Origin of the sequence: Paenibacillus sp. FSL R10-2778 (assembly GCF_038593035.1) — a bacterium.
Lineage (GTDB): Bacteria > Bacillota > Bacilli > Paenibacillales > Paenibacillaceae > Paenibacillus_AQ > Paenibacillus_AQ odorifer.
Genome location: NZ_CP151956.1, coordinates 5,897,003 through 5,920,731 on the forward strand (window position 1 = coordinate 5,897,003; position 23,729 = coordinate 5,920,731).

The 23,729-nt window shown below is 44.3% G+C and carries 16 protein-coding genes and 1 riboswitch; of the genes, 5 read left to right on the top strand and 11 right to left on the bottom strand.

Features of this window, described 5'->3' with window-relative positions:
- The first annotated feature begins 242 nt into the window (after window positions 1-242).
- Window positions 243-1,277, top strand: a complete 1,035-nt coding sequence (locus tag NST40_RS26430) for a LacI family DNA-binding transcriptional regulator (protein ID WP_256719035.1) — start codon at window positions 243-245, stop codon at window positions 1,275-1,277.
- 124 nt (window positions 1,278-1,401) lie between these two features.
- On the opposite strand, the gene NST40_RS26435 is transcribed toward NST40_RS26430, so the two are convergent.
- The 3 genes from NST40_RS26435 to NST40_RS26445 all read right to left on the bottom strand — a co-directional run bounded on the left by NST40_RS26435 (window position 1,402) and on the right by NST40_RS26445 (window position 5,907).
- Window positions 1,402-2,412 (bottom strand): ketoacyl-ACP synthase III, encoded by a 1,011-nt coding sequence (locus NST40_RS26435; protein ID WP_076277199.1) that lies wholly within the window; start codon window positions 2,410-2,412, stop codon window positions 1,402-1,404.
- Window positions 2,413-2,543: 131 nt separating this feature from the next.
- Entirely contained in the window at window positions 2,544-3,212 is a 669-nt protein-coding gene (locus NST40_RS26440) for a DUF3153 domain-containing protein (protein ID WP_076277198.1), read from the bottom strand.
- Between the two features lie 1,297 nt (window positions 3,213-4,509).
- Entirely contained in the window at window positions 4,510-5,907 is a 1,398-nt protein-coding gene (locus NST40_RS26445) for an MATE family efflux transporter (protein WP_342410142.1), read from the bottom strand.
- Window positions 5,908-6,069: 162 nt separating this feature from the next.
- On the opposite strand from NST40_RS26445, the gene NST40_RS26450 reads away from it, so the two are divergent.
- On the top strand, window positions 6,070-6,951 hold the full coding sequence (locus tag NST40_RS26450; RefSeq protein ID WP_076220150.1) for an AraC family transcriptional regulator: 882 nt from the start codon (window positions 6,070-6,072) through the stop codon (window positions 6,949-6,951).
- Between the two features lie 77 nt (window positions 6,952-7,028).
- On the opposite strand, the gene NST40_RS26455 is transcribed toward NST40_RS26450, so the two are convergent.
- The 3 genes from NST40_RS26455 to NST40_RS26465 all read right to left on the bottom strand — a co-directional run bounded on the left by NST40_RS26455 (window position 7,029) and on the right by NST40_RS26465 (window position 10,488).
- Window positions 7,029-8,639: an extracellular solute-binding protein gene (locus tag NST40_RS26455; RefSeq protein WP_341088817.1), complete on the bottom strand. Its 1,611-nt coding sequence runs from the start codon at window positions 8,637-8,639 to the stop codon at window positions 7,029-7,031.
- Window positions 8,640-8,707: 68 nt separating this feature from the next.
- On the bottom strand, window positions 8,708-9,601 hold the full coding sequence (locus NST40_RS26460) for a carbohydrate ABC transporter permease (RefSeq protein ID WP_036685379.1): 894 nt from the start codon (window positions 9,599-9,601) through the stop codon (window positions 8,708-8,710).
- A gap of 11 nt (window positions 9,602-9,612) precedes the next feature.
- Window positions 9,613-10,488 (bottom strand): ABC transporter permease subunit, encoded by an 876-nt coding sequence (locus NST40_RS26465; RefSeq protein ID WP_094903677.1) that lies wholly within the window; start codon window positions 10,486-10,488, stop codon window positions 9,613-9,615.
- Between the two features lie 503 nt (window positions 10,489-10,991).
- Between NST40_RS26465 and NST40_RS26470 the strand changes: the two genes are divergently transcribed.
- Window positions 10,992-13,226 (top strand): AraC family transcriptional regulator, encoded by a 2,235-nt coding sequence (locus NST40_RS26470; protein WP_342410143.1) that lies wholly within the window; start codon window positions 10,992-10,994, stop codon window positions 13,224-13,226.
- Between the two features lie 86 nt (window positions 13,227-13,312).
- Here NST40_RS26470 and gtfA read toward each other — a convergent pair whose 3' ends face one another.
- On the bottom strand, window positions 13,313-14,755 hold the full coding sequence (gene gtfA / locus NST40_RS26475) for a sucrose phosphorylase (RefSeq protein WP_342410144.1): 1,443 nt from the start codon (window positions 14,753-14,755) through the stop codon (window positions 13,313-13,315).
- 372 nt (window positions 14,756-15,127) lie between these two features.
- Between gtfA and NST40_RS26480 the strand changes: the two genes are divergently transcribed.
- Both NST40_RS26480 and NST40_RS26485 read left to right on the top strand, forming a co-directional pair.
- Window positions 15,128-16,120 carry a LacI family DNA-binding transcriptional regulator gene (locus NST40_RS26480; protein WP_076128039.1) on the top strand — a complete coding sequence of 331 codons (993 nt, stop codon included), beginning with the start codon at window positions 15,128-15,130 and terminating at the stop codon, window positions 16,118-16,120.
- A 200-nt stretch (window positions 16,121-16,320) separates the two neighbouring features.
- On the top strand, window positions 16,321-18,261 hold the full coding sequence (locus NST40_RS26485; RefSeq protein WP_342410145.1) for an exosporium glycoprotein BclB-related protein: 1,941 nt from the start codon (window positions 16,321-16,323) through the stop codon (window positions 18,259-18,261).
- 369 nt (window positions 18,262-18,630) lie between these two features.
- Here the strand turns inward: NST40_RS26485 and NST40_RS26490 are convergent, their stop codons facing one another.
- From NST40_RS26490 to NST40_RS26505, 4 genes are all read right to left on the bottom strand, one after another.
- Window positions 18,631-19,743: a cysteine desulfurase family protein gene (locus tag NST40_RS26490; protein WP_076221014.1), complete on the bottom strand. Its 1,113-nt coding sequence runs from the start codon at window positions 19,741-19,743 to the stop codon at window positions 18,631-18,633.
- 35 nt (window positions 19,744-19,778) lie between these two features.
- Complete coding sequence (mnmH, locus tag NST40_RS26495) at window positions 19,779-20,816, bottom strand: tRNA 2-selenouridine(34) synthase MnmH (RefSeq protein WP_341003823.1); 1,038 nt, start codon at window positions 20,814-20,816, stop codon at window positions 19,779-19,781.
- 58 nt (window positions 20,817-20,874) lie between these two features.
- Window positions 20,875-21,936: a selenide, water dikinase SelD gene (gene selD, locus NST40_RS26500; protein ID WP_076277190.1), complete on the bottom strand. Its 1,062-nt coding sequence runs from the start codon at window positions 21,934-21,936 to the stop codon at window positions 20,875-20,877.
- 528 nt (window positions 21,937-22,464) lie between these two features.
- On the bottom strand, window positions 22,465-23,274 hold the full coding sequence (locus NST40_RS26505; RefSeq protein ID WP_076130474.1) for an alpha/beta hydrolase: 810 nt from the start codon (window positions 23,272-23,274) through the stop codon (window positions 22,465-22,467).
- Between the two features lie 105 nt (window positions 23,275-23,379).
- A riboswitch (cyclic di-AMP (ydaO/yuaA leader) is annotated at window positions 23,380-23,566 on the bottom strand.
- Window positions 23,567-23,729 lie beyond the last annotated feature (163 nt).

Sequence of the window (23,729 nt, forward strand, 5' to 3'; positions counted from 1 at the left end):
ATCGAAATCGGTTTCGACAATGCTATTGTTGCTTAGTTTTCTATTTTTGTAAAGATCTAATTTTGAATTTTTTTACATAGATTATTTTGGAATAAATCTGCATAGTGAAATATATATTTGACTTGTTTCGGCAATAATAATAGACTGAAAATAATTGAATTTTCATTCACCCTATTCATAATAACTCGCAAATAACCGCTCTAGAACAGTCTTTTTCTCAAATTTCAACTATTCAGCGGAGGGTGGCTTTATTAACTATGAATATCAAAATGATTGCCGAAATGGCCGGCGTTTCTGTCTCGACTGTTTCGAAAATTATGAACAATTACAGTGATGTTTCCGAAAAAACCAAGCAAAGAGTTTTGGAGATCATCGAACAAACCGGATATTCACCTTCCAACTCCGCCAAGACACTCGCAACTAAGAAGTCGAATCTGATCGGGGTTATTTTTGCTGGCGAGCTTAATGTCGAATTTACCCATCCCTTTTTCGTAGAAGTGCTAAATTCCTTTAAGAAGCAGATGGGCGTTCTGGGCTACGATCTCATTTTCTTTTCCAACGAGAAATTCATCAGCAGCGGCGATTATTTCGCTCGATCTGTTCATTTCAATGTGGATGGATGTGTCATTATTTCCGGGCAAAAGATGGAGCCTACCATCCGCGATCTGGATATGAGCAGTATTCCTTGTATCGGAGTCGACCTCGAGCTAAAGGGGAAAAAATCCGGCTTTGTGATGTCAGATAACTTTCAGGTTTCTTCCAAGGTCGTGGAGCATTTTTATCTACTTGGCTACAGAGAGCTTGGATTTATCGGAAGTGCAGCGGATTCAGATATTTCTAACCTGCGGGAATCCGGATATGTCAAAGCTATTGAAAGTTTTGGCCTCACTTTGAACCGTCAGTGGTTTGTTCATGGCGACGATTTCTTTGAGCCCAGCGGTTATACGGCTATGCAGCAATTAATTCAAGCCGGAAATTTACCAAAAGCCATTTTTGCGGCTTCTGATTTGCTGGCTCTGGGAGCCATCCGGGCTTTGAAAGAACACGGCCTCAGCGTTCCTGAAGATATTGCCATTATCGGTTGTGACGACATTGAAGCCTGTAAATATACCAGTCCAAAACTGTCGACCATCCGCCAGAACAAAGAACGGCTTGGCATCCTCGCTGCCCATATGCTCTATGACTTGATTAACAATCAGTCTGGCGGTGGATCGTTTGTAGTGGAGCCTGTGCTTATTGTACGTGAATCCTGTGGCAGTCAATTAAATACTCAGTAATCAACAAAAAAAAGACAACAGCCAATGTAAGCGGGTTTCCGCAAACAGCGTTGTCTTTTTATTGATTAACCGAAACGTTTCGTTATAAACATTCATTGGACATTAACTCGCCAAATTCCACCTCTTAATATGGAGTAGGTATCCCTACCTGATGATCCAAATTCAACTCAATCAATTGTCCAGCCTGGGTCAATCCGGCACCAAAACCATACATCAGGATCTTTTGTCCATTTTGTACTTTACCCTCGCAGATGCCCAAATCGAGTGCTAAAGGAATCGTGGCAGCAGAAGTATTGCCGAAATTCACAAGACTGTGCAGCACCTGCTCCAGCGGATAATTTAATCGCTCACAAATTGGCTCAATCATGCGCATATTAGCGCTGTGTGGAATAAACCAGTCTACTTCCTCCAGAGTTACCTCCGCTTTTTCAAGCAGTTGTTGCACACCTAAAGGAACCGTTCTGACCGCCCAGCGAAACACTTCACGTCCGTTCTGTACCAGCATTTGTGTATCTACCAGCTCAATATTGTTTACAGTATGGGCAAGCCCCGTACGGTAAACATGATGTGCCCCACCGCCATCACTTGCCAGCTGGAAGCCTAAAAATCCCGTCGACTGCTCATCACTTTCCACAAGTACAGCTCCCGCTCCATCCCCAAAAAGAATACATGTACTGCGGTCAGTATAATCCGTAATCTTGGAGATCGTATCCGCACCAATAACCAGTACCTTGCGATGCATTCCTGAAGCCACATAACTGTGAGCAGTATGCAGTGCATAGACAAAACCCGCGCATGCTGCACTCAAATCCATAGCACCAGCAGTCTGTGGAATGTTAAAACGATTTTGAATCAAAGAAGCTACTGAGGGAAAGGAAAAGTCAGGTGTGCTCGTAGCTACCAGGACCATATCGACATCCTGAACGCTTTTTCCATAACGAGTCATAAGATCCTGCACAGCTGCTGCACATAAATCACTTGTATACTCATCCTGCCGACTAATTCGGCGCTCACGGATTCCGGTCCGTTGCACAATCCATTCATTATTTGTATCTACGATCTGTTCCAGATCGGCATTAGTCAGTCTTTTAGCTGGGACATAGGTTCCGATAGCGGTAATTTTTGCACCTTTCATTCCAATCACCTCTTCAATTAGTATCTGATATTAGTACTTGGTACTAATTATAACTCTGTGCCTGCTAAAAAGTAAAGAAGGCCGGTAAAGCATCCTAGCTTCCCGGCACTTCCGAAACCTTACGAACCCACTTAGAACCGTTTTCTATTACGCTGCTTTCTTTTTCTGATAAACAATATAATCGCAGTTACAATAACCACCACTAAAATGATAAGCACAATCACGATATTCCATACATTAGGCACATAAACCTGCATTTGAATTGGCTCTGTATCCGCTAGTGTAACATTCCAAGTAAGGGTTCTGCCGTCCTCCACATTTGCATTATTGTCTCCATATAAATCCACAGGTAACGTTAATTTAAAGTCAAAAGCCATGTTTTGCAAAAACGCCCGAATAATCGGCTTCGATAAGCTGAGCGATCCCATATTATCCATTATGGTGTCTATGTAACTATTTAATTTAGGCTTCGCCTCAACATCATATTTGGTATAAAACCAATAATCTTTGGTATCTAATTTCAGGTCCACAATATCTAAGTCACCAGAGAGTGCTTTCATTTCCTCAAAAGAGGCATAAGATTTCATGAATTCATAGACTGTAGATTTTCCATCTTGGCTTTTCTCTAGCTCAATCCCCTGATCTTTAAGTTTGTTTACCAGAGCATCTTCCATTTTTCCGCTAATCAACGCTTCTGCCCGCGAATTCACTTTCATATTCACTGCAAAATCTACGCTTCCATTCTTATTCACTGTGACATGCGCTGTTCCTTTAGAACAGCCTGATAATAGTACAAGCATTAAGAGCAGCCCTAGTAGCGAAAACCTCTCTCCATTTTGACAACAACATTTCCCTCAAACCCTTCACTAACATGTATTTATATAACGGCTACCCATTCTATAAAGGCTACCTCATTTATATCATAGAATCAAACTCTATATGAATGAATAATCAAATTTGAGGACCGTCAAACTTAAACTTTATACGCGCATAAAAAAGAGGCCCTCACAGAAGTAATCATTTCTACTCATGAGGTAACCTCTTTCAAAAAAACATCAGCAAATTTGATGTTACTTGGAGTGCTCGTTGTCGCTTGGGTGCACGGTGTTACTTGGACTTTCAAAGTCGCTTTCGGACTCCAGAGTCGCTATTTGCGCAAATACTGCTCTTTTGAACAACTATCGGACTCCAGAGTCACTATTGCCGCAAAATCACCCCATTATGAGCCATTTTACGAGGGATAGCGCCTCTCCAGTCCGAAACTACCCGCAAAAGGCTCTAAATTAGCAAATAGCGGCAGCTGAGTCCGAAAGCACAACGCCAGACCTCCCGTAACCGCCCTACTGCCCCTAAACTAATCAATTTTTAAGCCACAGAGTTGCTCTATGTTACTTGAAGTGCTCGACGTTACTCGGGATGTTCAAAGTTACTTGAAGTGCTCGACGTTACTCGGGATGTTCAAAGTTACTTGAAGTGCTCGACGTTACTCGGGATGATCAAAGTTACTTGAAGTGCTCGACGTTACTCGGGATGATCAAAGTTACTTGAAGTGCTCGACGTTACTCGGGATGATCAAAGTTACTTGAAGTGCTCGACGCTACTCGGGATGATCAAAGTTACTTGAAGTGCTCGACGTTACTCGGGATGCTTAATGTTACTTGAAGTGCTCGTTGTCGCTTGGGTGCACGGTGTTACTTGGGCTTTCAAAGTCGCTTTCGGACTCCAGAGCCGTTATTTCCGCACAAACGTCTCTTTTCATAAGCTATCGGACTCCAGTGTCACTATTGCCTCAAAATTACCCCTACATGAGCCATTTCACGAGGAATAGCGCCCCTCCAGTCCGAAACTAACCGGAAAAGGCTCTAAATTAGCAAATAGCGGCAGTTGAGTCCGAAAGCACAACGCCAGACCTCCCGTAACCGCCCTACCTACCGCCTGCCCGCAACCGCCTTACTACCGCCTCCCGCAATGGCCCTACTATCGCACTACTGCAGCACTACTACCACCCTACTGCCGAAACAAAAACACTACTCCACAAACAACGTCCTACTCTAAAACCACTCCATTGCCCATCAAGCTGGACTTATAGAGTCCCGCTTATGTGGTTAACGAGGCGTTTCTTTTCCCCGCTCCATGTAGTGAAGCATTCTCTTCACTCAAGCCGGTGTCCGCTTGGCGGAGAACCTTTCGCCCCCTCCAGCGCACCAAAACAAGCAAACCTCTCACCAATTCGTCGGCTATCATACAACAATAGATACCTATGAGTCCCCAGCCGAAGCTGATTCCTAACCAATAGGAGCAGCCCACGCCAATGAGGGACATAGACACGATGGAAGTATACATCGTATAACGCGTATCCCCGATGGCATTCAGCGCGTTGCCGAGGGCCATATTCAGCATTTTGGAGGGCTGGAGCAATAGATTTAGAGCTAACAAAGAAACCCCGATCGCAATAATTTTCGGATCAGATGTGAAATAAGCGAGCAGCTGTTTTCCGAACAGGAATAGTAACAGCATGTTAGCTGACACAATGCTCAAACCAATGAAGAGTGTACGATATGCACTGCGATAAGCTTCTTTCAGTTTGCCTGCTCCGAATAAATGAGCAATCTGTATCTGACCCGCCAGCGCAAAAGCATAACCAAGCGTGAAGCAAAAGGACTCCAGGGTGTTAAGATACGTGCGTGCTGCTAACGCTTCGGCTCCAAGTGCAGCCAGAAAGGAATACACAATAAGCTGGGAGAATACCCAACAGGAAGAATTGATCCCGAGAGGCCAGGCAATCTTCAGAATTTGCTTGAACAGCTTGCCATTGAATATACGGAAATCTCTAAGTCTAACCTTGATCTCGAAAGAACGCCGGAATAAGGAGTAGAGAATAATCACTCCGACCAGTCTACTGACAATACTGGAGATCGCGATGCCCGCAAGGCCTAGCTGTGGCAGTCCGAATACACCAAATATAAAAATATAGTTCAGAATTATATGGATGACATTGATTATAATCCCTGTGTACATCGGCCCTTTGGTATTCCCTGTGTTCCGGATAGCGGTACCGAGGGAAGCAATCATTCCGACCATAAAAAGTCCACCGCCGACGTAGGAGATATAGACATTGGAAAGTGACAATAGCTCAGGTGCTATATTTAGAACCCCACCAATAGGGCCCGCATAGAAAAACAATACAATACTCACGACAATCCCCAACACGAGGCTAACCGTTACCCCCATAATAGCAATCGTGCGCGCTTCACCAAAACGTTTGGAGCCCATTCTCTGTGCGATCAGAATCCCCGCTCCACCCGCAAATGTTGTAAAAAGTGTGGTCAATGCACCGAACAATTGATTGGAAATGCCGACTACGGCGACTGCATCATCAGAGATACGGCTGACCATTAATGTATCTACCGTACCCAGCAGAGTCTGTAGAAATACCTCTATAAATATAGGCCAAGCCAATACCCAGAGTCCAAAACCCTGTCTTTCTTTTTTCACTATACAAACCCTCCTCGTAAACCATGCCTACAGACTCAGCCTAAAAAATAACATCTTTATTCATTAGGTCAGACTAAATTATAGATGATATACTTTGGATGATGGTACAGATTTCAAACCAATTATTACATTATTCCAACCTCACTAAAAGGAGCTTCTGACATGAACATCTTGAACTTCACCGTTCCTCCGTTGCTGTACTACATTGTAAGCGGATTCCATACTTTCTCCCCCGGCCATTATCATATGAGCCGCCATAATACCCGGGTGTTCGATTTGCTTGTAGTTAAACAAGGCTGTTTATATATGAGTGAAGGCGGTCTCCCTTTTCAAGTAAAAGCAGGTCAGGCGCTCTTACTTCGTCCAGACAGCCATCATTTCAGTACGGATAGCTGCAAGGAATCCACCTCTTATTATTGGCTGCATTTTCAAACGGTGGGCGACTGGAATATGACCGAGGATACGACTGCTACGTTTGAGAAAGACAACGTCAAAATAGAGAACTCCCTGCAATCTGACGAATTTGATATCCGGCCGTTTAGCTTACGCTTACCTCAATATACAACTCTGCTGCAGCCGTCCAAGATGGAAGAGCTGCTCTCGCAGCTGAATCAGCTTGTGCCTAATTCCCATTTAAGCGATACTCCATTTCAGCAGCAGCTGTTGTTTCAGGAGGTTATACAGCAGTTATCCGCCTCCCTCAGCCATGAGCGCCCCTCGCCCTCCAAAATATGTGCAGAGCAAGCGGCCTCCTATTTACGCAGCCATTTTCGTGAGCATATCACTGCGCAGCAGCTCGGGGAAAGTCTAAGCTTTCACCCTGTATATATCGCTCGTTGCATGAAGAAGGAATACGGCTGTGCGCCGATGGAATATCTGCTGCATTATCGGATTCAGCAAAGTAAACTTTTGCTGATGCAGACCAGCTACACAATTGCCCGTATAGCCGAGGAAGTTGGCTTCAATCAGGCGCCTTACTTCAGCTCCAGCTTTATTCGAATAGAAGGAACCACTCCACGGGAATTCCGTCAACGTTTCTCGTAAATCTGAGTACGTTAAAGAACACAAAAAAAGGGATGCTCCCTGCCATTAGGCTTAAGGAACCTCCCTTGCTACTTTTATTATTTCAAACCCTTCTCCTGCACATAAGCATCCCATTGCTTGATATATTCGGTCTGGATTTTTTCAAGGCCGGCTTGCTTAGCCTTTTCCATAAAGGTGGCTAAACCCGCATCAACATCCTCTACTAATCCAGCTTGCAATGGATACAGGTATTGCTTTTCCACCTGCTCTAGTGCTGCTTTTTCCGCCTGATAAGAGGTATAATCCTCAGCAAAACCGGTGAAAATATCCGGCTTCTGAATTTTGTCGAGCTCAGCGAAAATTTCCTTCACGCCATCATAGGATTTATCAAATAGCATGAACTCCGGATTCCGCCAGGCCCAGCCATTCATTCCCTCGCGTGTAAAACCGTTCGTTGAAGCATCTCCAATAAGTTCATAGTAGCCGTTCGCATCAATTTTATAGTTCTTTCCTTCCACACCGTATTGTGTCAGCTGATTATAACGTTTATCCATGACCATTTTTTCATAGAAGGCCAGTGCACGTTCAGGGTTCTTGCTGCTCTTCGGAATGGCGAAACCATTATGAATAGGATGAACTGGTGTTGCATAACCAATGGTATTGCCATAAGGATAGTAACCTAGATCCCAATCCGGATGTGCTGCTTTCACCTTCATCAACGTATCGTTGAAGCGAGTCGGATTATCTCCGAAGATGCTTGCTGCCTTGCCCGCGATAATCGGAGCCTGGATGGTATCCTTCAAGTTCAGGACGTTTTTGGAAATCAATCCGTTTTCCTGCCAGCGTCTCATCGTCAGCAGCTCTTCTTTATGTTCCTCCGAGCCCCAATACAGATAAGCTTTTGAAGGATCATCGTACTTAATACCAATACCATAAGGCAGCGGACTGCCGACCTGTGCGGTAAGTGTTGAATATACATCATGAATGTTACCTCTTACATCACTGTTAAAAGAAGCAGGTGACATCTGCGGTTCATTTTTCTTGATTCCTTCCATGTATTCTTCATAGCTAGCCAGATCTGTCGGCTGAGGCAGATTGTATTTCTTGCGCAGATCCTCACGCCATACGAAGCCGTTCGTTACATACTCCTTATAAGTCGCTGGAACGGTGTAAATCTTGCCATCAATCTTCACAGCATCCCACATTTCCTGTGGTACGAATTGCTGGAGTTCTGGGGCAGCTTTGGGCAGCAGATCATCAATAGCTAAAAAAGCTCCCTTTTTCGCATAAGCCTGATATTGTGTCCAGTCCGCAGTGAAGATCAGATCGATTGATTGACCCGACGACAGCAGCAGCTTATATTTCTGATCCCAATCTGTCCAGGTTGTATAGTTGAATTTAACGGTTGCATTCAGATCCTCTTCGGCCATTTTGTTAATTTCCGCTTCAATGCTTGAGAGGTCCTTCGGCGCATCGCCTAGCATGTAGAATTGCAGCTCGACCTTTTTGGAAGTGTCCAGTCCGGTCTTCTCCTCCGTCCCTGCGTTCGTACTTTGTGCTGTGTTTCCTCCGCTATTGCTCTCTTTTACCGCCGCATTGTCTCCGTTTGCAGAATTAGAATTCCCCCCGCAGCCTGCCAGCAGCGTCAAGCCCAATACTGACGTAAGCAGAATAGACATGCGTTTGCCCCGTTGTTTATTCATCTGAATCCTCCCTTTTCACTATGCTTCTATGTTAGCCGACTGTACCTTAACCCGGTAGTGGGCAGGTTGCGGTTCTAACCTTTTACAGCGCCGATGGTTAGGCCTTTGACAAAATAACGCTGAACGAACGGGTACAGAAAAAGAATAGGTCCCGTCACGACAATTGCCATCGCCATTTTGGTAGACTCAGCAGGGACCTCCGTAGCCAGTGACACCCCGGTTCCCGCCCCCATCTGTGCGATAAACTGTGCTGAATTGATAACATTGTACAGATAGAATTGCAGCTGATATTTATGCGTATCATTGATGAACAGTGAAGAGGTGAACCAGTCATTCCAGTAATACAAAGCCAGAAACAAACCGACTGTAGCGATGCCCGGCATGGAAAGCTTGAGTACAATCTGCCAGTAAATCCGGAAATCACCGGCCCCGTCTATTTTGCCAGAATCGAACAATTCCTCAGGAACTGCTGATTTGATGAAGTTTTTCATTAAAATGATCAAAAATGGCGTCATCAGACCTGGAAGCACCAGTACCGCATAGGAATCCAGCAGACCGAGGTATTTCGTAATCATGATGTACCACGGGACAAGTCCTCCCCCAAACAAAGTCGTAAAGTATATATAGAAGGAAAAGCTATTTCGATATTTAAAATCTTTACGCGCCAGTACATAACCCGCCATAGTCATGAAAAAAAGTCCCATTACCGTTCCAATCGCAGTTGTGCTGACTGTGACCGCATATGCCCGCAGCACCTCATCCGGGAAGATGAATACCGTCTTGTAGCCCTCCAGTGAGAACTGTGCCGGAATCAGATGATAGCCATCGCGAATAATGGACTCATTGCTGGTCAAAGATGCAGAGATAATTAGCAAAAAGGGCAGCAGGCAAGCGATCGATAAGCCAATAATGACCACATAGGCAATCCAATGAAGCATTCGCGTATATTTATCCTTTTGAATTTTCATTTCTTATCCTCCTAGAACAGGGCGTAGTCATCGTTTATTTTGCGGATAATGTAGTTGACCGTCATAATGAGGACGAAGCCGAACAAGGATTGATAGACCCCGGCAGCCGTTGCCATGCCCACATCAAAGGTTACTTTAAGCGAACGGTATACATAGGTATCAAGGATATCCGTCGTATTGTAGAGCAGCCCGTTATTGCCTATTAATTGATAGAAAAGATCGAATTGGCCCTTCATAATACTCCCGAGCGCAAAGAGCAGCAGCACCACAAAGGTTGATTTCAGCATCGGCACCGTTATATACCAAATCCGTTGGAAAATATTAGCGCCATCAATTTTGGCCGCTTCATAATATTCGTCACTAATCCCCGTAATCGCCGCCAGATAAATCACCATGCTGTAGCCAAGATTTTTCCATAGATAAAAGATAATGATCAGAAAGATCCATGCCCAAGGTTTACTGTAAACGTCGACCGGATCAAGGCCAAATTGGGTAAGCATTGTATTTAAGAAACCGCTGTCATAATTAAACAAGTTGTAGACAATTACGCTGAGAATTACAAAAGATACGAAGTAAGGCAGAAACATTACCGATTGGCTAATCTTTTTAAACCATTTTCCATTGAGCTCACTCAGCAGGATCGCACAGACAATTGCCAGCACATTTCCCAGTACAATAAAAGCAATATTGTATCCTATCGTGTTCATCGTGAGCTTCACCAGCGTACCGGATCTCCAGAGGAACTCGAAATTCTGTAATCCCACAAACTTGGAGTTGAACATGCTGCTGTTGAAGTCGAATTGAGTGAACGCATAATAGATGCCTACCATTGGAAAATAGGAATTCACCAGAAAAAAGATCAAGGTGGGCAGCAACATCAGAAACATTACCCGATTGTGCACCAGCTCATACAACAATCCTTTCTTCTTTCTTGTCGTTCGTAAGCGTGCTCTACCATCAGCCTGGATGCCAAGTTCGACGTTTGAAATTCCTTTGGATGAGGTTTGGCTCAAGATCTCTCACTCCCCTTAATATAGAAACTGCATAATTCCACTATAGGGGGATTCTTCTGAACACAGAAGTGAAGCTTACAAGCCTTACTGCACAAACTGGCGAAACAGGAACTGAACAATCAGGATGTTTATGTAAAAGTCTTCGGAGACCCACTGAGCTTCTCAAGCTTCGCTAACTCCTTATAATCCTTGTAGAAAAGACTGTTTTGTACACGAATATTTAATTTGTTCACTCCCTTCAGATTGGAAAAATGCAGGATTCTAAGGTTGCTCCACTGTTCTGTTCACTCTTGGGGACTTATAATAAAGGAAATTCATAATATGAATTCATCCAGAGTCTTGTCCGAATAAGTCATATGATGATCAGGGGGGACGGTATGAAGAATAATGATCTACGGAGAAAAAGACTACTGTATGGCAAGCTGCTCACCACCATAACCCTGTGCATATCGTTAACCCTTCTTATCTCTACTTTTGTTTACTATACGTACTACATCGGCGTCGAGAAGACGCAAACCTTTCGCTCCGATCTAAGGGATCTGACCCAGACTGGCAAAAAAGTGGTCAACATGGCTGAAGTCGCGCAAACGCTTTCATTTCAATTGTATCGAACCAGCACGATTTCTCATCTGTTGTTCTACAACAAGCCCTCTATTTATGAGGTAACCGCGGCGATGTCCGATCTCGGAAACTACTTAAATTCCATGCCTTATATTGAATCCATCTATGTATATAATCCGAATAATGACACGGTTTATATTTCGGCAGCACAGGGCCAGAATGGCGTATTCACCACCCGCGAACTGGTGGACACTGAAATTATTCAGATGCTGAATCATTATCAGGATTACAAAACATTTACGCCGATTCCGCGAACCTATTCCATAGATGAACCTGAGAAAAAAACCATCTCAGTCTATACTTACCTTTGCTATGATGCGATCAATTGGGACCGCTCTATTAACTCTGCGGTTATTGTTAACATATCCGCGGCTTGGATCAATAAAGAACTGGCTAACGGCAATACACCCGGTAGTGGCAGTACCTACATTTTGGATGACCAAGGCCGTTTTCTGTCGGGGAATAAGCTGACATTGGAGAAGCTCTCCGGGGATGAAAACAGTTGGCTGGAGCATCAAGTAAAAGCACGTTCTGCCGGCTATTTTACTGCCCCTTTTAGAGGGAATAAATCACTGGTGTCCTATACTTCGCCCGATTCGCTTGGCTGGCAATATGTGCGCATTACTCCTTATGAGGTAATTACTGAACAGACCAATCATATCCGCAATACTACGCTTCTGATTTCTTTAATTATTTTATTGTTCGGTCTTGTTATTTCTAGGGTACTGTCCAAACGGCTTTATCTGCCGATTGATTCGATCGTAAGCCGAATGAACACCCTTGAGGCAGATAAACGTAACAGTATGTTTACGATCAGGCAGAACTCATTACGCAATCTGGTGCTTGGCATTAAATCTCCTCATAACAGCCGGCAAAATGATGTTCAACAACTGGGTATTTCTTTTAATTTAAACGAGGGCTACCGGCTAGTATTACTACGCATTGATGAGTACGAAGCTCTGCGAAAGGAACGAGGCTCTTATCTCCTTCCGTACAAGTTTGCCATCATGAATATTGCCTCAGAGATCTGTGGACAGACTTATCAGGTGGAAACTGTAGATATGAATGACGATAGTGTGGTCATGTTGCTTAGCAGCATGACCTCCACTGAGCATCTGGATACCGAGCTGATTGAAGTGCTGCTGCGGCAGATCCGTGTGGCCTGTTGTGATTATTTAAAAATCGGACTGTCGTTAGTGTACAGCCCTATCAGTGATAATCCAGATGTACTAAACCGGCTGTACAGTCAGGCCAGAGAAGCTTCCAAACATAGACTGTTTTATGGTCATGGCAGCCTGATCAATGCTGAGCGCATTAGCGAGCTTCAGAACAATCTTTACTCCTACCCGGCTGACAGCGAAAAAAAGCTGGTCGATGCGCTCACAAGTGGCAGAACAGACGAAGCCCGCAGTCACTTCTCCGAAATGGTACGTCAAATGGAGCAATATCCCTATCATGTGCTGGAACTTACTGTTTCAAGGGTGACGCTAACGATTAAACGAATTGTCGATAACATCAAGAAGCTTAGTCCTACCCCCACCGAAGGGATAATGGTGATGCCTTCGCTTGAACATTATGAAACAATAGAAGAATTTGAGGCAGCTTTTTACCAGCTTTTTGATCATATTCAGGAATTCCAAGCGGATAAGCGCAGCTCCAAGCAAAGCGATCTAATCCGGCAAATCAACCAAACCATTCAGCAATCTTACATGGACCCTTGCTTAAGTCTGAACCAAATTGCCGATGAACTTAATATGTCTCCAATCTATGTCAGCAGACTTTATAAGCAGCAGACCCTAACCACTATTGTGGATGTCATCATGGAGGTACGGATGAAGGAAGTATGCCGCCTGCTTGTAGAGAGTGATTTATCGGTATCGGATATTGCTGAAGTAACTGGCTTCACCAGCAGTTCTTATCTCCACCGGATGTTCAAACGCAACTTCAGCCTTACACCAATAGAATTCAGACGGACCAAAAACAGTTCATAACATGAATCACCTATACTCCAAAACGAAGGGTGCTCCAGCAGCCATTGACCCAGCCTTTGGAACACCCTTCGATAACATATGAAATATTAAAATAACTTCGTAATATTTGCTTCATTCTCACCTGCAAGAATGGTGTATTCTTTGGTCAACAGATTAGCTTCAAGCTTCGCTACACTGTTCTCATTTTTCCAAGTGATGTTCAGCTCATTCTCACTACCTTGTTCAATCTTGATCTCACCATTAAAAGCTGGACAGCTATTTCTGAATTTCAACAATGCGAACAGCTTTTGAACAACAGGACGTTGTACCTCAGCAGCAATTTCATCTTTAGAATAATAATGGCGGTTAATATTGCGTCCTTCTTTTGTGCTTTCGAGCAGCTCAATATCATTCTCGCCCGCGAATAGACCAACATAATAAATCTGTGGAATACCAGGGGCGAAGCACTGAATAGCTCTGGCCAAAAGATACGCCTGATCATCATTGCCAAGTGCAGAATAATAAGTGCAGTTAATTTGATAAATATCCAGATTATTATAAGCGGCGGAGCTGTATTTTTTCTTAACATTTGCTCCTTGGCTATATAGGCTTTCTCTGGTCATTTCAGCTTCTTCGTCGGTCATCAGATCCTTAACATCCACCACACCGATGCCGTCATGTGTATCCAGGGTAGTGAATTGTTTTCTCGGACAGATTTCCAGCCAATGCGCAAGCCGATTTACTTGTCCACTGTATAGAGCATGTAATACCAACATTGGCAGGGCAAAATCATAGACATAATAATCCTTGTCTGCAATCTTCAATTGAATGCTGTAATGCTCATGGATTTCCGGAAGAACAGTTACGCCATAAGGCTCCACTACTTCTTTAGACAAATTTAACATTTCCCAAATATCCGGTTCTACGAAAAAGCAGCTGGTACCCATCTTTTTGTTGGCATAGGCAAAAGCGTCCAGCCGGATAATCGATGCTCCTTTATCAGCAAGGAAGGTCAGATTGTCTTTCACGAATTTCTTCGTGGTTTCGGTAGTCACGTCCAGATCGATCTGCTGCTCATCAAACGTACACCAAACCTTTTCCTTCGTCCCATCTTTAAAAGTAACCTCTACGTATGGCGCCCGCGGTTTACGTTTATAAATTAAATCCACATCAACCTCAGTTGGTTCACCGTTAGGCCAGAAATCCTTGTAACGAATAAATAAATCCTTGTATTGCGATTCATCCTTCTTCTCAAGGAAATCTTGAAAGTATGGAGACTGCTGTGAAATGTGATTGATCATGAAATCATACATCATGTAGAACTTCTCGCTCATCTCTTTGATTTCCGCCCAGTCGCCAAAAGCCGAATCAACCTTCGTATAATCCATCGGAGCAAATCCCCGGTCGCCCGAAGAGGGGTAAAACGGCAATAAATGAACCCCACCCACGACTCCTTGCAAGTGTGTATCCAGTACTTCGTTTAGTTCTTTTAAATTGTTTCCCATGCTATCTGCGTAAGTGATAAGCATAGCTTCATTTTTAATCTGCATATTGGCGTTCTCCTTCTATTTCAATTTATACACTCTTGCTTCATAAGGTCTGAGAAATCATCAAACTAATGCAACTTATGAAAGCGTTATCCTAACAATCTTGTTCCTCCCTAGATGAAGGTTTATTCAAAACCAATTTTATAGACGCGCATATAATATGTCAAACGTTTTCATATAATTAAATCAATAAAAAAAAGCTATAATTATTAGAATTTAATATTATGTCCATATATTTGTGGTAACGTATAACATACCTATTATAACTATCAGAAACTATCTATGCTTTTACAATTGTTAGTCTCGATTAGTGTCAACAATCCAAGAAAGTTGTAGAATATAGATTAGAGCATTTTATGAAACGGGGATGAGGGTATGGCAAGTATTAAAGATGTTGCCAAGGAGGCGGGCGTTGCTGTAGCTACCGTGTCCAGAGTAATGAACAACCGGGGATATATCAGCAAAGAGACGCGTAAAAAAGTTGAAAAAGCGATGGACGCCTTAGATTATCATCCTAATCAAATCGCCAGAGCCTTACAGAAGAATCAATCCTTTTTTATTGGGATTATTGTTCCAGATTCGAACCACCCTTTCTTTTCCGATCTCATCAAGTATGTTGAAATGAGTGCTAATGAAAAAAACTATAAATTGCTAATATGCAATTCTCTTGATGATCCTGAGAAGGAAGCCAACTATATTAGCATGCTTCGCCAGAATCAAGTAGATGGCATTATCATGTGCAGCCACACTATGAATATTGAAAGCTATAAAAAGGTCCCTTTCCCTATTGTCTCTTTTGACCGTTTTATTTCTTCCAATATCCCTTGTGTGGGATCGGATAATTACCGCGGTGGTGAGTTAGCTACCGAACATTTGATACAGCTGGGCTGTAAACGGCTGCTACATATCTCCGGCCCGCTAGATCTGGATATTCTAGCGAATCGCCGTCGGGATGCTTTTGTCATCACAAGTATGAAACATGGTGTAACTTACGATATTATCGAAGGCGCGCACAACAAGCTTACCTTTGATTATTTTTGGTCCTTTGTCACCGAAAATATCTCTCCGGCCCAACTTCGAGAATATGATGGAGTATTTTGCAGTAATGATATTGTGGCTTATGCTTTATACATTTATGCTGAACAGCAAGGCATTCGAGTGCCCGAGCAACTGAAAATCATCGGTTATGATTACCACAGCTTTACCCGCATGCTTCAGAGTCCTAAATTGACTACCATTATGCAACCTAGTGATCGGATCGGGGTCATGCTGACCAATACTCTCCTGCAAATGATCGAAAGTGCTGACGGAGAGCTAATCAACAACACTACTGTAGACGTAACTCTCATTAAAGGAGAGACTACTTAACGTATCTATTAAAAAGGTAGACTACCGTAATTAGCGGTGGCCTGCCTTTTTTGTATTACTTCATTAATAACGACTTTCAGAAATAACGACTTTTAGGGAAATTTTTGTAACCACTTCCGCTTCTCAGAATATGCTGATTGGGCAGGTTCCCATTTTTTAAAGGAATGAACAGGAGAAGTTCAAGGAGGAGATATAGAAATATGCCTGATTACAGACCATTTAAAGGGGATGCTATCCTAAACAAGCATGGAAGGATCAGCAGTCCTATTAGAAAGAGGGAGTGTAACGCACTATTAAAAATAGTCACTGATCTCTCTGCAGTGGTGCCCCCCGTACTTACGAATCCCACAACACTTCATATTGCCAATCTCCAAAGAGTGTTAAGAGAACTATTGGAATTCTTGCATACCTCTAAGTTATGCAGCCCTTTTAGAACTGAGCTACTTTCTGTAGTAGAGATAACCATTGTATCGACCGAAGTCAGTCCCTTCTCTGTCGTAAGCGTGGGCACTAATCTTCAACTGCTGTTAGCAGAGTTATTATCTTTTATTCTCGCCACGAAGATTGACTCTAATTGTAAAGATCAGCTGATTATTCAGATCAGACATATTCAAGCTTCTATTACACAAGCAATTGGATTACCTATTAAAGGTGTGACTGGACCTCAAGGGCCACAGGGACCCCAGGGACCCCAGGGTCCGCAAGGAGCGCAAGGGATTCCGGGCGCAAAGGGAACCACAGGGGCAGGGTTGCAAGGAATTGTTGCTTTTAATCCTGCATTAAGCCCTACCTATCCAGCAGGTCAAGTAGTAACCTTTAATGGCAGTACCTATATTGCTATTGTTGCTGGACCAACGGGAACACCTGGAAGTTCACCAGACTATTTATTAATTGCTGGTGGCTCCACAGGCCCCCAAGGACCGCAAGGACCACAAGGCCCTCAAGGAACGCCTGGACTTCAAGGACCTCAGGGCCCGCAAGGGGTAGGGCTGCAAGGAATTGTAATCTTTAATCCTGCACAAAGTCCTACTTATCCAGCAGGTCAAGTAGTAACCTTCAATGGCAGCACCTATATTGCTACTGTTTCTGGACCTACTGGAATACCTGGAAGTTCACCAGATTACTTGTTAATCGCTGGTGGTGCGATGGGACCTCAAGGACCACAGGGTGTGCAAGGGATTCAAGGACCAACAGGTGCGCAAGGACCAGCGGGTCCAGGCGTAGGAGCAACTGGAGCGACGGGCTCGACGGGTGCTGCCGGCTTGGCGGGCCCTGCTGGTACAACGGGCGCGACGGGCGACCCGGGCGCGGTCGGCGTTGCCGGAGCTACGGGGGCAACGGGCGTGACGGGTGATCCGGGGGCGGCCGGCGTTGCCGGAGCTACGGGTGCCACAGGGGCGACGGGTGATCCGGGGGCGGTCGGCGTTGCCGGAGCTACGGGTGCCACAGGGGCGACGGGTGATCCGGGGGCGGTCGGCGTTGCCGGAGCTACGGGGGCAACGGGCGTGACGGGTGATCCGGGGGCGGTCGGCGTTGCCGGAGCTACCGGTGTAACGGGGGCCACAGGTGATCCCGGCGCGGTCGGAGCTACTGGCATTACCGGAGTCACTGGTGCAACCGGTAACGGTGCAATTATTCCGCTGGCATCCGGAGGACCTATTATTATGACCACGGTTTTAGGTGGTTTGGTTGGAACAACAAGCCTTGTAGGCTTCGGAAGTTCAGCCACAGGTATTTCGCTTGTTGGCGGTAATATTGATTTGACAGGTACTCTCCTTGGACCGCTTATCAATTTTGCATTCTCAACTCCTCGAGCAGGAGTAATAACTTCCATTGCCGCTTACTTCAGTAATACCATAGCTTTATCGCTGCTTGGTACTACGATAAATGTAACAGCGCAATTGTACCAATCTGCCACACCAAATAACACATTTACTCCTATTCCAGGCGCAACAGTCCCACTTCCACCTATCACCGGTACTATTAATCTTGGAACTTTTGTCAACGGAATTACGAATGGTATCAATTTTACTGTAACACCACAGACACGTTTGCTTATGGTATTCTCAGCCACCGCTACAGGTCTTACCCTTGTAAATACAGTCACTGGTTATGCAAGTGCTGGCTTTACGATTGTATAATCACTAAAAAAAAGTTAAAAAAGGCATCTGCGATTCCTTTTGAAGGAGGTGGCAGATGCTTTTTTTGTAATATGCGCATTCAACTCTTGATCTTTCGGACTCAGATGCCGCTATTCGTTAATTTATCACTGTTTAGAGAGATTATCGGACCTGAGAGGCGCTATTGGGCAGAAATGATGCTCAGTAGTGTCTATTTTGTACTAATAACGCCTATGGAGTCCTATAGCAACTCAAAAATAGGAAAATATTGCAAATAAGAGCGCCTGAGTCCGATAGCGATTCCGTTCACTGGGAGCCATAATCCGTTCACTGAGAATCATAGTGCGTTCACTAGAATTCACACTTTGTCACTGTTTGCAAAAACGAACCTCATAACAAATACACCTTCAGCTTATCGATGACCTCATCGATTTCCGCTGTAGTCGTATATCGTCCCACACTAAAACGAACCGCTCCCCGTCCAATATTCTCCGACACATGCATAGCCTTTAAAACAGGCGAAATCAACGTTTCACCGGAATGGCACGCCGAGCCCGTTGAAGCCGCCACAGCTTCCAGGGAATCGATAATTTCATGACCCACTGCTCCAAGAAAACTAACGTTAAGGGTGTTAGGCAAGCGCTTGTGTTTATGACCATTCAAATGAATTTTTTCGCCAAAAGACTCCTGCAGTCTTCCATAGAAATACTCCGTAACTTGCTTAACTCTTTTTCTAGAATCAGAGTCAGCAGCAAGCTCACAGGCTTTTCCTAAGCCAATAATGTAGGGTGTATTTTCTGTCCCCGCTCTTCGCCCCTGTTCATGGCCCGCACCGTGTATCAAAGGCTCAATGTGAATGCCGTCCCGAATGTACAATGCTCCAATGCCTTTGGGCGCATATAATTTATGGCCTGCAAGCGTTAGAAAATCCACTCCCAAATCCGCTACATCGAGGTCTACTTTTCCCGCAGATTGTGAAGCATCTGTATGAATAAGAATGCCCCGTTGGTGGCAGACCTCAGCTATTTCCTTGATCGGCTGGATCGTGCCCGTTTCGTTATTAGAGTGCATGATGGAGACCAGAATGGTTTGGTCCGTGAGCTGCTTTTTCACATCGTCAACCTGCACCATTCCATAAGAGTCAACAGGTACATAAGTCAGGTTGTATCCCATCTGCTCCAGGTACTGACAAGGTTTAATTACAGCTGGATGCTCAATAGCAGACAGGATAATGTGATTACCTTTATGGCGATACGTTTGGGCTACTCCTTTAATGACAGTATTATTAGACTCACTACCCCCACTGGTAAAAAGCACCTCACCCGGCGCACAATTCAGGAAATCAGCCACCTGTGTTCTTGCCTGCTCTATTCCGAGTTTAGCTTCCCGCCCCAAAGAATGACTGCTTGAGGGATTCCCAAAATGACCGTAAAGATAAGGGATCATAACCTCTGCTACTTCCTTATCTACTGGTGTTGTAGCGTTGTAATCTAAATAGATCATATTAAGTAAAGCCCCCTTTAACCATAACGCGAAACTTATACTTCTTGATGTTTTAAAAAAGAACGCACAGCAGTCTCAGCTTCATCCAGATTATTCACTTTAAAAGTAACTCTCTCAATGCCTTCATACTGAGTGGACGTATAATCGTATCTAGGATCATAGTAATATTCTAGCAGCAGCGCCACAGCTTCGCCGAACAAATCCGCCTGCAAGCATCGTTCGATTTCTGCTGCAACAGGGATATGAATTCGGGATTTAATACTCCGAAATGCAGAAATACACTGCTCCTTGTACTCTTCTGGCCGGTAATCCTCAAGGATTTGCTGCACTCTGGCTTGCAAAGGCATCTCAATCCAGATCTGTGTTCCGCTCTCTTTTTGCTCGGCCATAAATGGGGGCATTACTACCTTACCAATCTTTTTGCTCTCCGCTTCAAATAGTACATAAGGAGAATCCCCGATCTTAATTAACTCCTCTAAAAGAAGACTATCGAACGTTTTTTGATTGTTCGCACGAAGGCCAATCTCACCAAAAATAGAACCACGATGACCTGCCATCCCTTCCAAATCCAGAACGGGGTAGCCTTGCGCTTTCAGGCGGTGTAACAGATTGGTTTTACCTGTGCCTGTATTTCCGTGAATCACATAAGACTTCGCCTTACATTCATAGGACTCCAATTCGTCGAGCACCCATTTACGATAAGCCTTATAGCCGCCTATCAGCCGGTAAGCATGAATATCCATTAAAGAGAGTACGGTCGCAGTTGTACGGCTGCGCATACCTCCCCTCCAGCAGAATACTGCTTTGTCTCCTTGAATCGCTGCAAATTCTTTGACAAAAGAAGGCAGTTTTGCCGCAGCAATCTCCAAACCACGTTCTTTCGCGGCCTGCACACTTGTCTGTTTATACAACGTCCCTACTTCAGCCCGTTCCTGATCATCAAAAAAGGGAATATTCAAACTATCCGGCAGCGTTGCATCTTTATATTCAGAAGGAGATCTAACATCAATAATGGTGATCTGCTTCTTGTTTTTTAACACTCTAAGTTCTTCCAGTGTAATGTCCTGAAACAATATGCTCTCTCCTCTGGTGGCTAACCTTCATAATTTGCTCTAAGCTGATATACAACAGTTATTCCACAGCAGCTATAACCGTAATCTGACCCGGATGCTCTTCCGTTACCTCTCCGATCAATGCCGCTTCTACCCCTGCATCTACTAACTCTTTTAGCAAATCTTCGCTTTGTTCGGGGGCCACAGAGATCAGCAATCCGCCAGAAGTCACAGCGTCACATAGAATATAGCGGCTTAGTTGGTCCATCTCTTCCGGATAAAGAATGCTGCCTTCCAGATGGGCAAAGTTATTCTTAGTGCCTCCTGGAACAAATCCCTGTTCCGCAAGCTCTCTTACTCTTGGCAGCATCGGTACATCGTCTTGACGAATGATCAGGCCCGTGCCGCTCCCTTTAGCCATTTCCGAGGCATGTCCCAGTAGCCCAAATCCGGTAACATCTGTACAAGCATGTACATCATAAGGCTCCATGATTTCAGCCGCTTTTTTATTCAAAGTAGACATTACTGTCGTAAGGCGTGTGGTTTCTTCAGGAGATAGCTGATCCTTTTTAATGGAAGTTGTTAAGATCCCCACACCGATAGGCTTCGTTAGAATCAGCTTGTCTCCCACCTTGGCGCCCGCATTCGTTCTTACTTTGTCAGGATGCACAAGGCCCGTAACGGCCAATCCGAATTTGGGCTCTTTATCGTCGATGGAATGTCCGCCCACAAGAGTAGCTCCTGCTTCCTGTACTTTATCCGCTGCACCGCGCAAAATGTCACCAAGAACGCTTTTATCTAAAACAGAAATAGGAAAAGCCACAATATTAAGCACCGTAAGCGGCTTTCCACCCATCGCATATATATCGCTTAATGCATTGGCTGCTGCAATTTGACCAAATGAATAGGGATCATCCACGATCGGCGTGAAAAAATCAACAGTTTGCACTAACGCTAATTCATCACTTAAACGATACACCCCTGCATCATCACTAGTATCAAGACCTACTAGTAGGTCCGGGTTAGGAACAGTTGGTGGCAGACTGCGAATAACCTGCATGAGATCGGCGGGACCGATTTTGCAGCCGCAGCCCCCTTTTGAAGATAATGAAGTCAGTTTTATAGTTTCAGCTTGAGACATCATGACTCAGCTCCTTTAGTATGAATTATCTTAATCTTACACGAGTAGATCGCATTGTACAAAAAGCAAGAGTAGCAGATGTGCTGCTTGTTACGCCTTCCTCTATACACTTACTATCACTACTTAGGTCTACCGTTCTTTCCCACGTCGGGTGAGCTATATTTGATGCTGTGGTAGGGTGGGACATTAAGTGGCGTTCTAGGTACAATATGCTTGTAAATGTTCAACATCCATCGGTTAGTAAAATAACCAAAGGCTGGCTCATTCGTAGATTTTACTACTGATAAGCCAGCCTTTAGTTGGATGTCCATTATATTAGGGAAATCCTTGAAATCCTTCCTAAAAACATCCTATTATTAGGGAGGATTTCCCTAATCCACTTTCTAGGAGCCATAATCTCCTTCATTTTAGGGAGAATTCCCCTAAATTTCAACCCAAAAGGACGTCCAATAGCCAGCTCGTGCTCCCTGGCTATTGGACGTCTTTTTTCTCACTTAAACGCTTCGCTTGTGAAGGTCTCCCAATAGATCAGCTAATCTGCTGACTGCCCTGCTGCTTCTCTAAGAAACGTTGAAGAATCGCATTGAATTGCTCCGGTTGGCACAGATTACTTGGATCTAATGCGTTCGGAATAATCGCCAACTGCGCCTGCGGCAGCTGAGACACCATTTCCTTCATACAATTCACTCCAAATTCATTAAAGTCCCCTACAATACACAAAGCGGGACGTTTAAAAGCCTTTAAACATCTGGTGTAATCAACATGGCTCGTAGCCAGCCTTTGCCGATATAGCTCCCGGGGGCGTTTGTCCAGCAGTCCTCTTCTAATCTCATTGTAGGCCAGACTCCAGCGCTCTCGGTACATCATCCGAATCGAAGGCAACACCAGCTCGCTTGGGAGATAATACATTAGTAAACTGCAATATGCTGCCATAGTTTGTATTTTCCCTACTATTGTTGATCCGTGAGTCCTACAAAAGCTATCCGCGACCACAATTGCTTTTACACGCTCAGGATATTGTTTGGCAATATGCTGAACGACTAAGCCACCATAGGCGATTCCTACAAAAACTGCTTCACGGATACCTAGGTCATTCAACAGCATAATCAGATCCAGACATTGCGTCTCAATAATCTCATGTGGGGCCTCCAGCAGTTTACCAGACTTGCCATTCCCCCGTAAATCGCACAAAATCACTTTATATTTATCGGAAAAATACTCCAGCTGTGGTTTGAACATACTGTGTGTTAATCCATGTCCATGGATAAACACAACCGGAGTGCCAGTTCCATTGATTTCATAATAGAGCGAAGTTCCGTTCAGTTTAGCGATAGGCAAAGGTAACACCTCTTTCATAATAAATTCTACGACTATATCTGCTTAAAAACGCAGCAAAAAACCACAGAGGGATTCTCTGTGGCTATTCATCACTAAACACGCCATTCATCCTCTCTCCATACGCTTACGAGGTTAGCTGTCGGATTCGGGCAGTGAGAGTTGCCCTACCTGCAGGGATGCATATTATGCACCCGGAACAGGATTCACCCCATAACCAGTGCCGACTCTCACATCGGCTGCCAGTTGTTGGTTCCCCCGCTTTCCAGAAACGGAAATTAAGCGGATTGCTTATGTAATTGTAAATTTAAGATAATTCTCAGTTCTGAGATGAATCATACTCTTGTAAGGTTTTCTTGTAAAGGAGGGCTCTGGTCAAAATAATGTTGAAAGCAATGCTTTTCATTTCATATTAAGCATACTCTTCATTTTCTCTTTCTTTTGCTCTTGTTTACTCG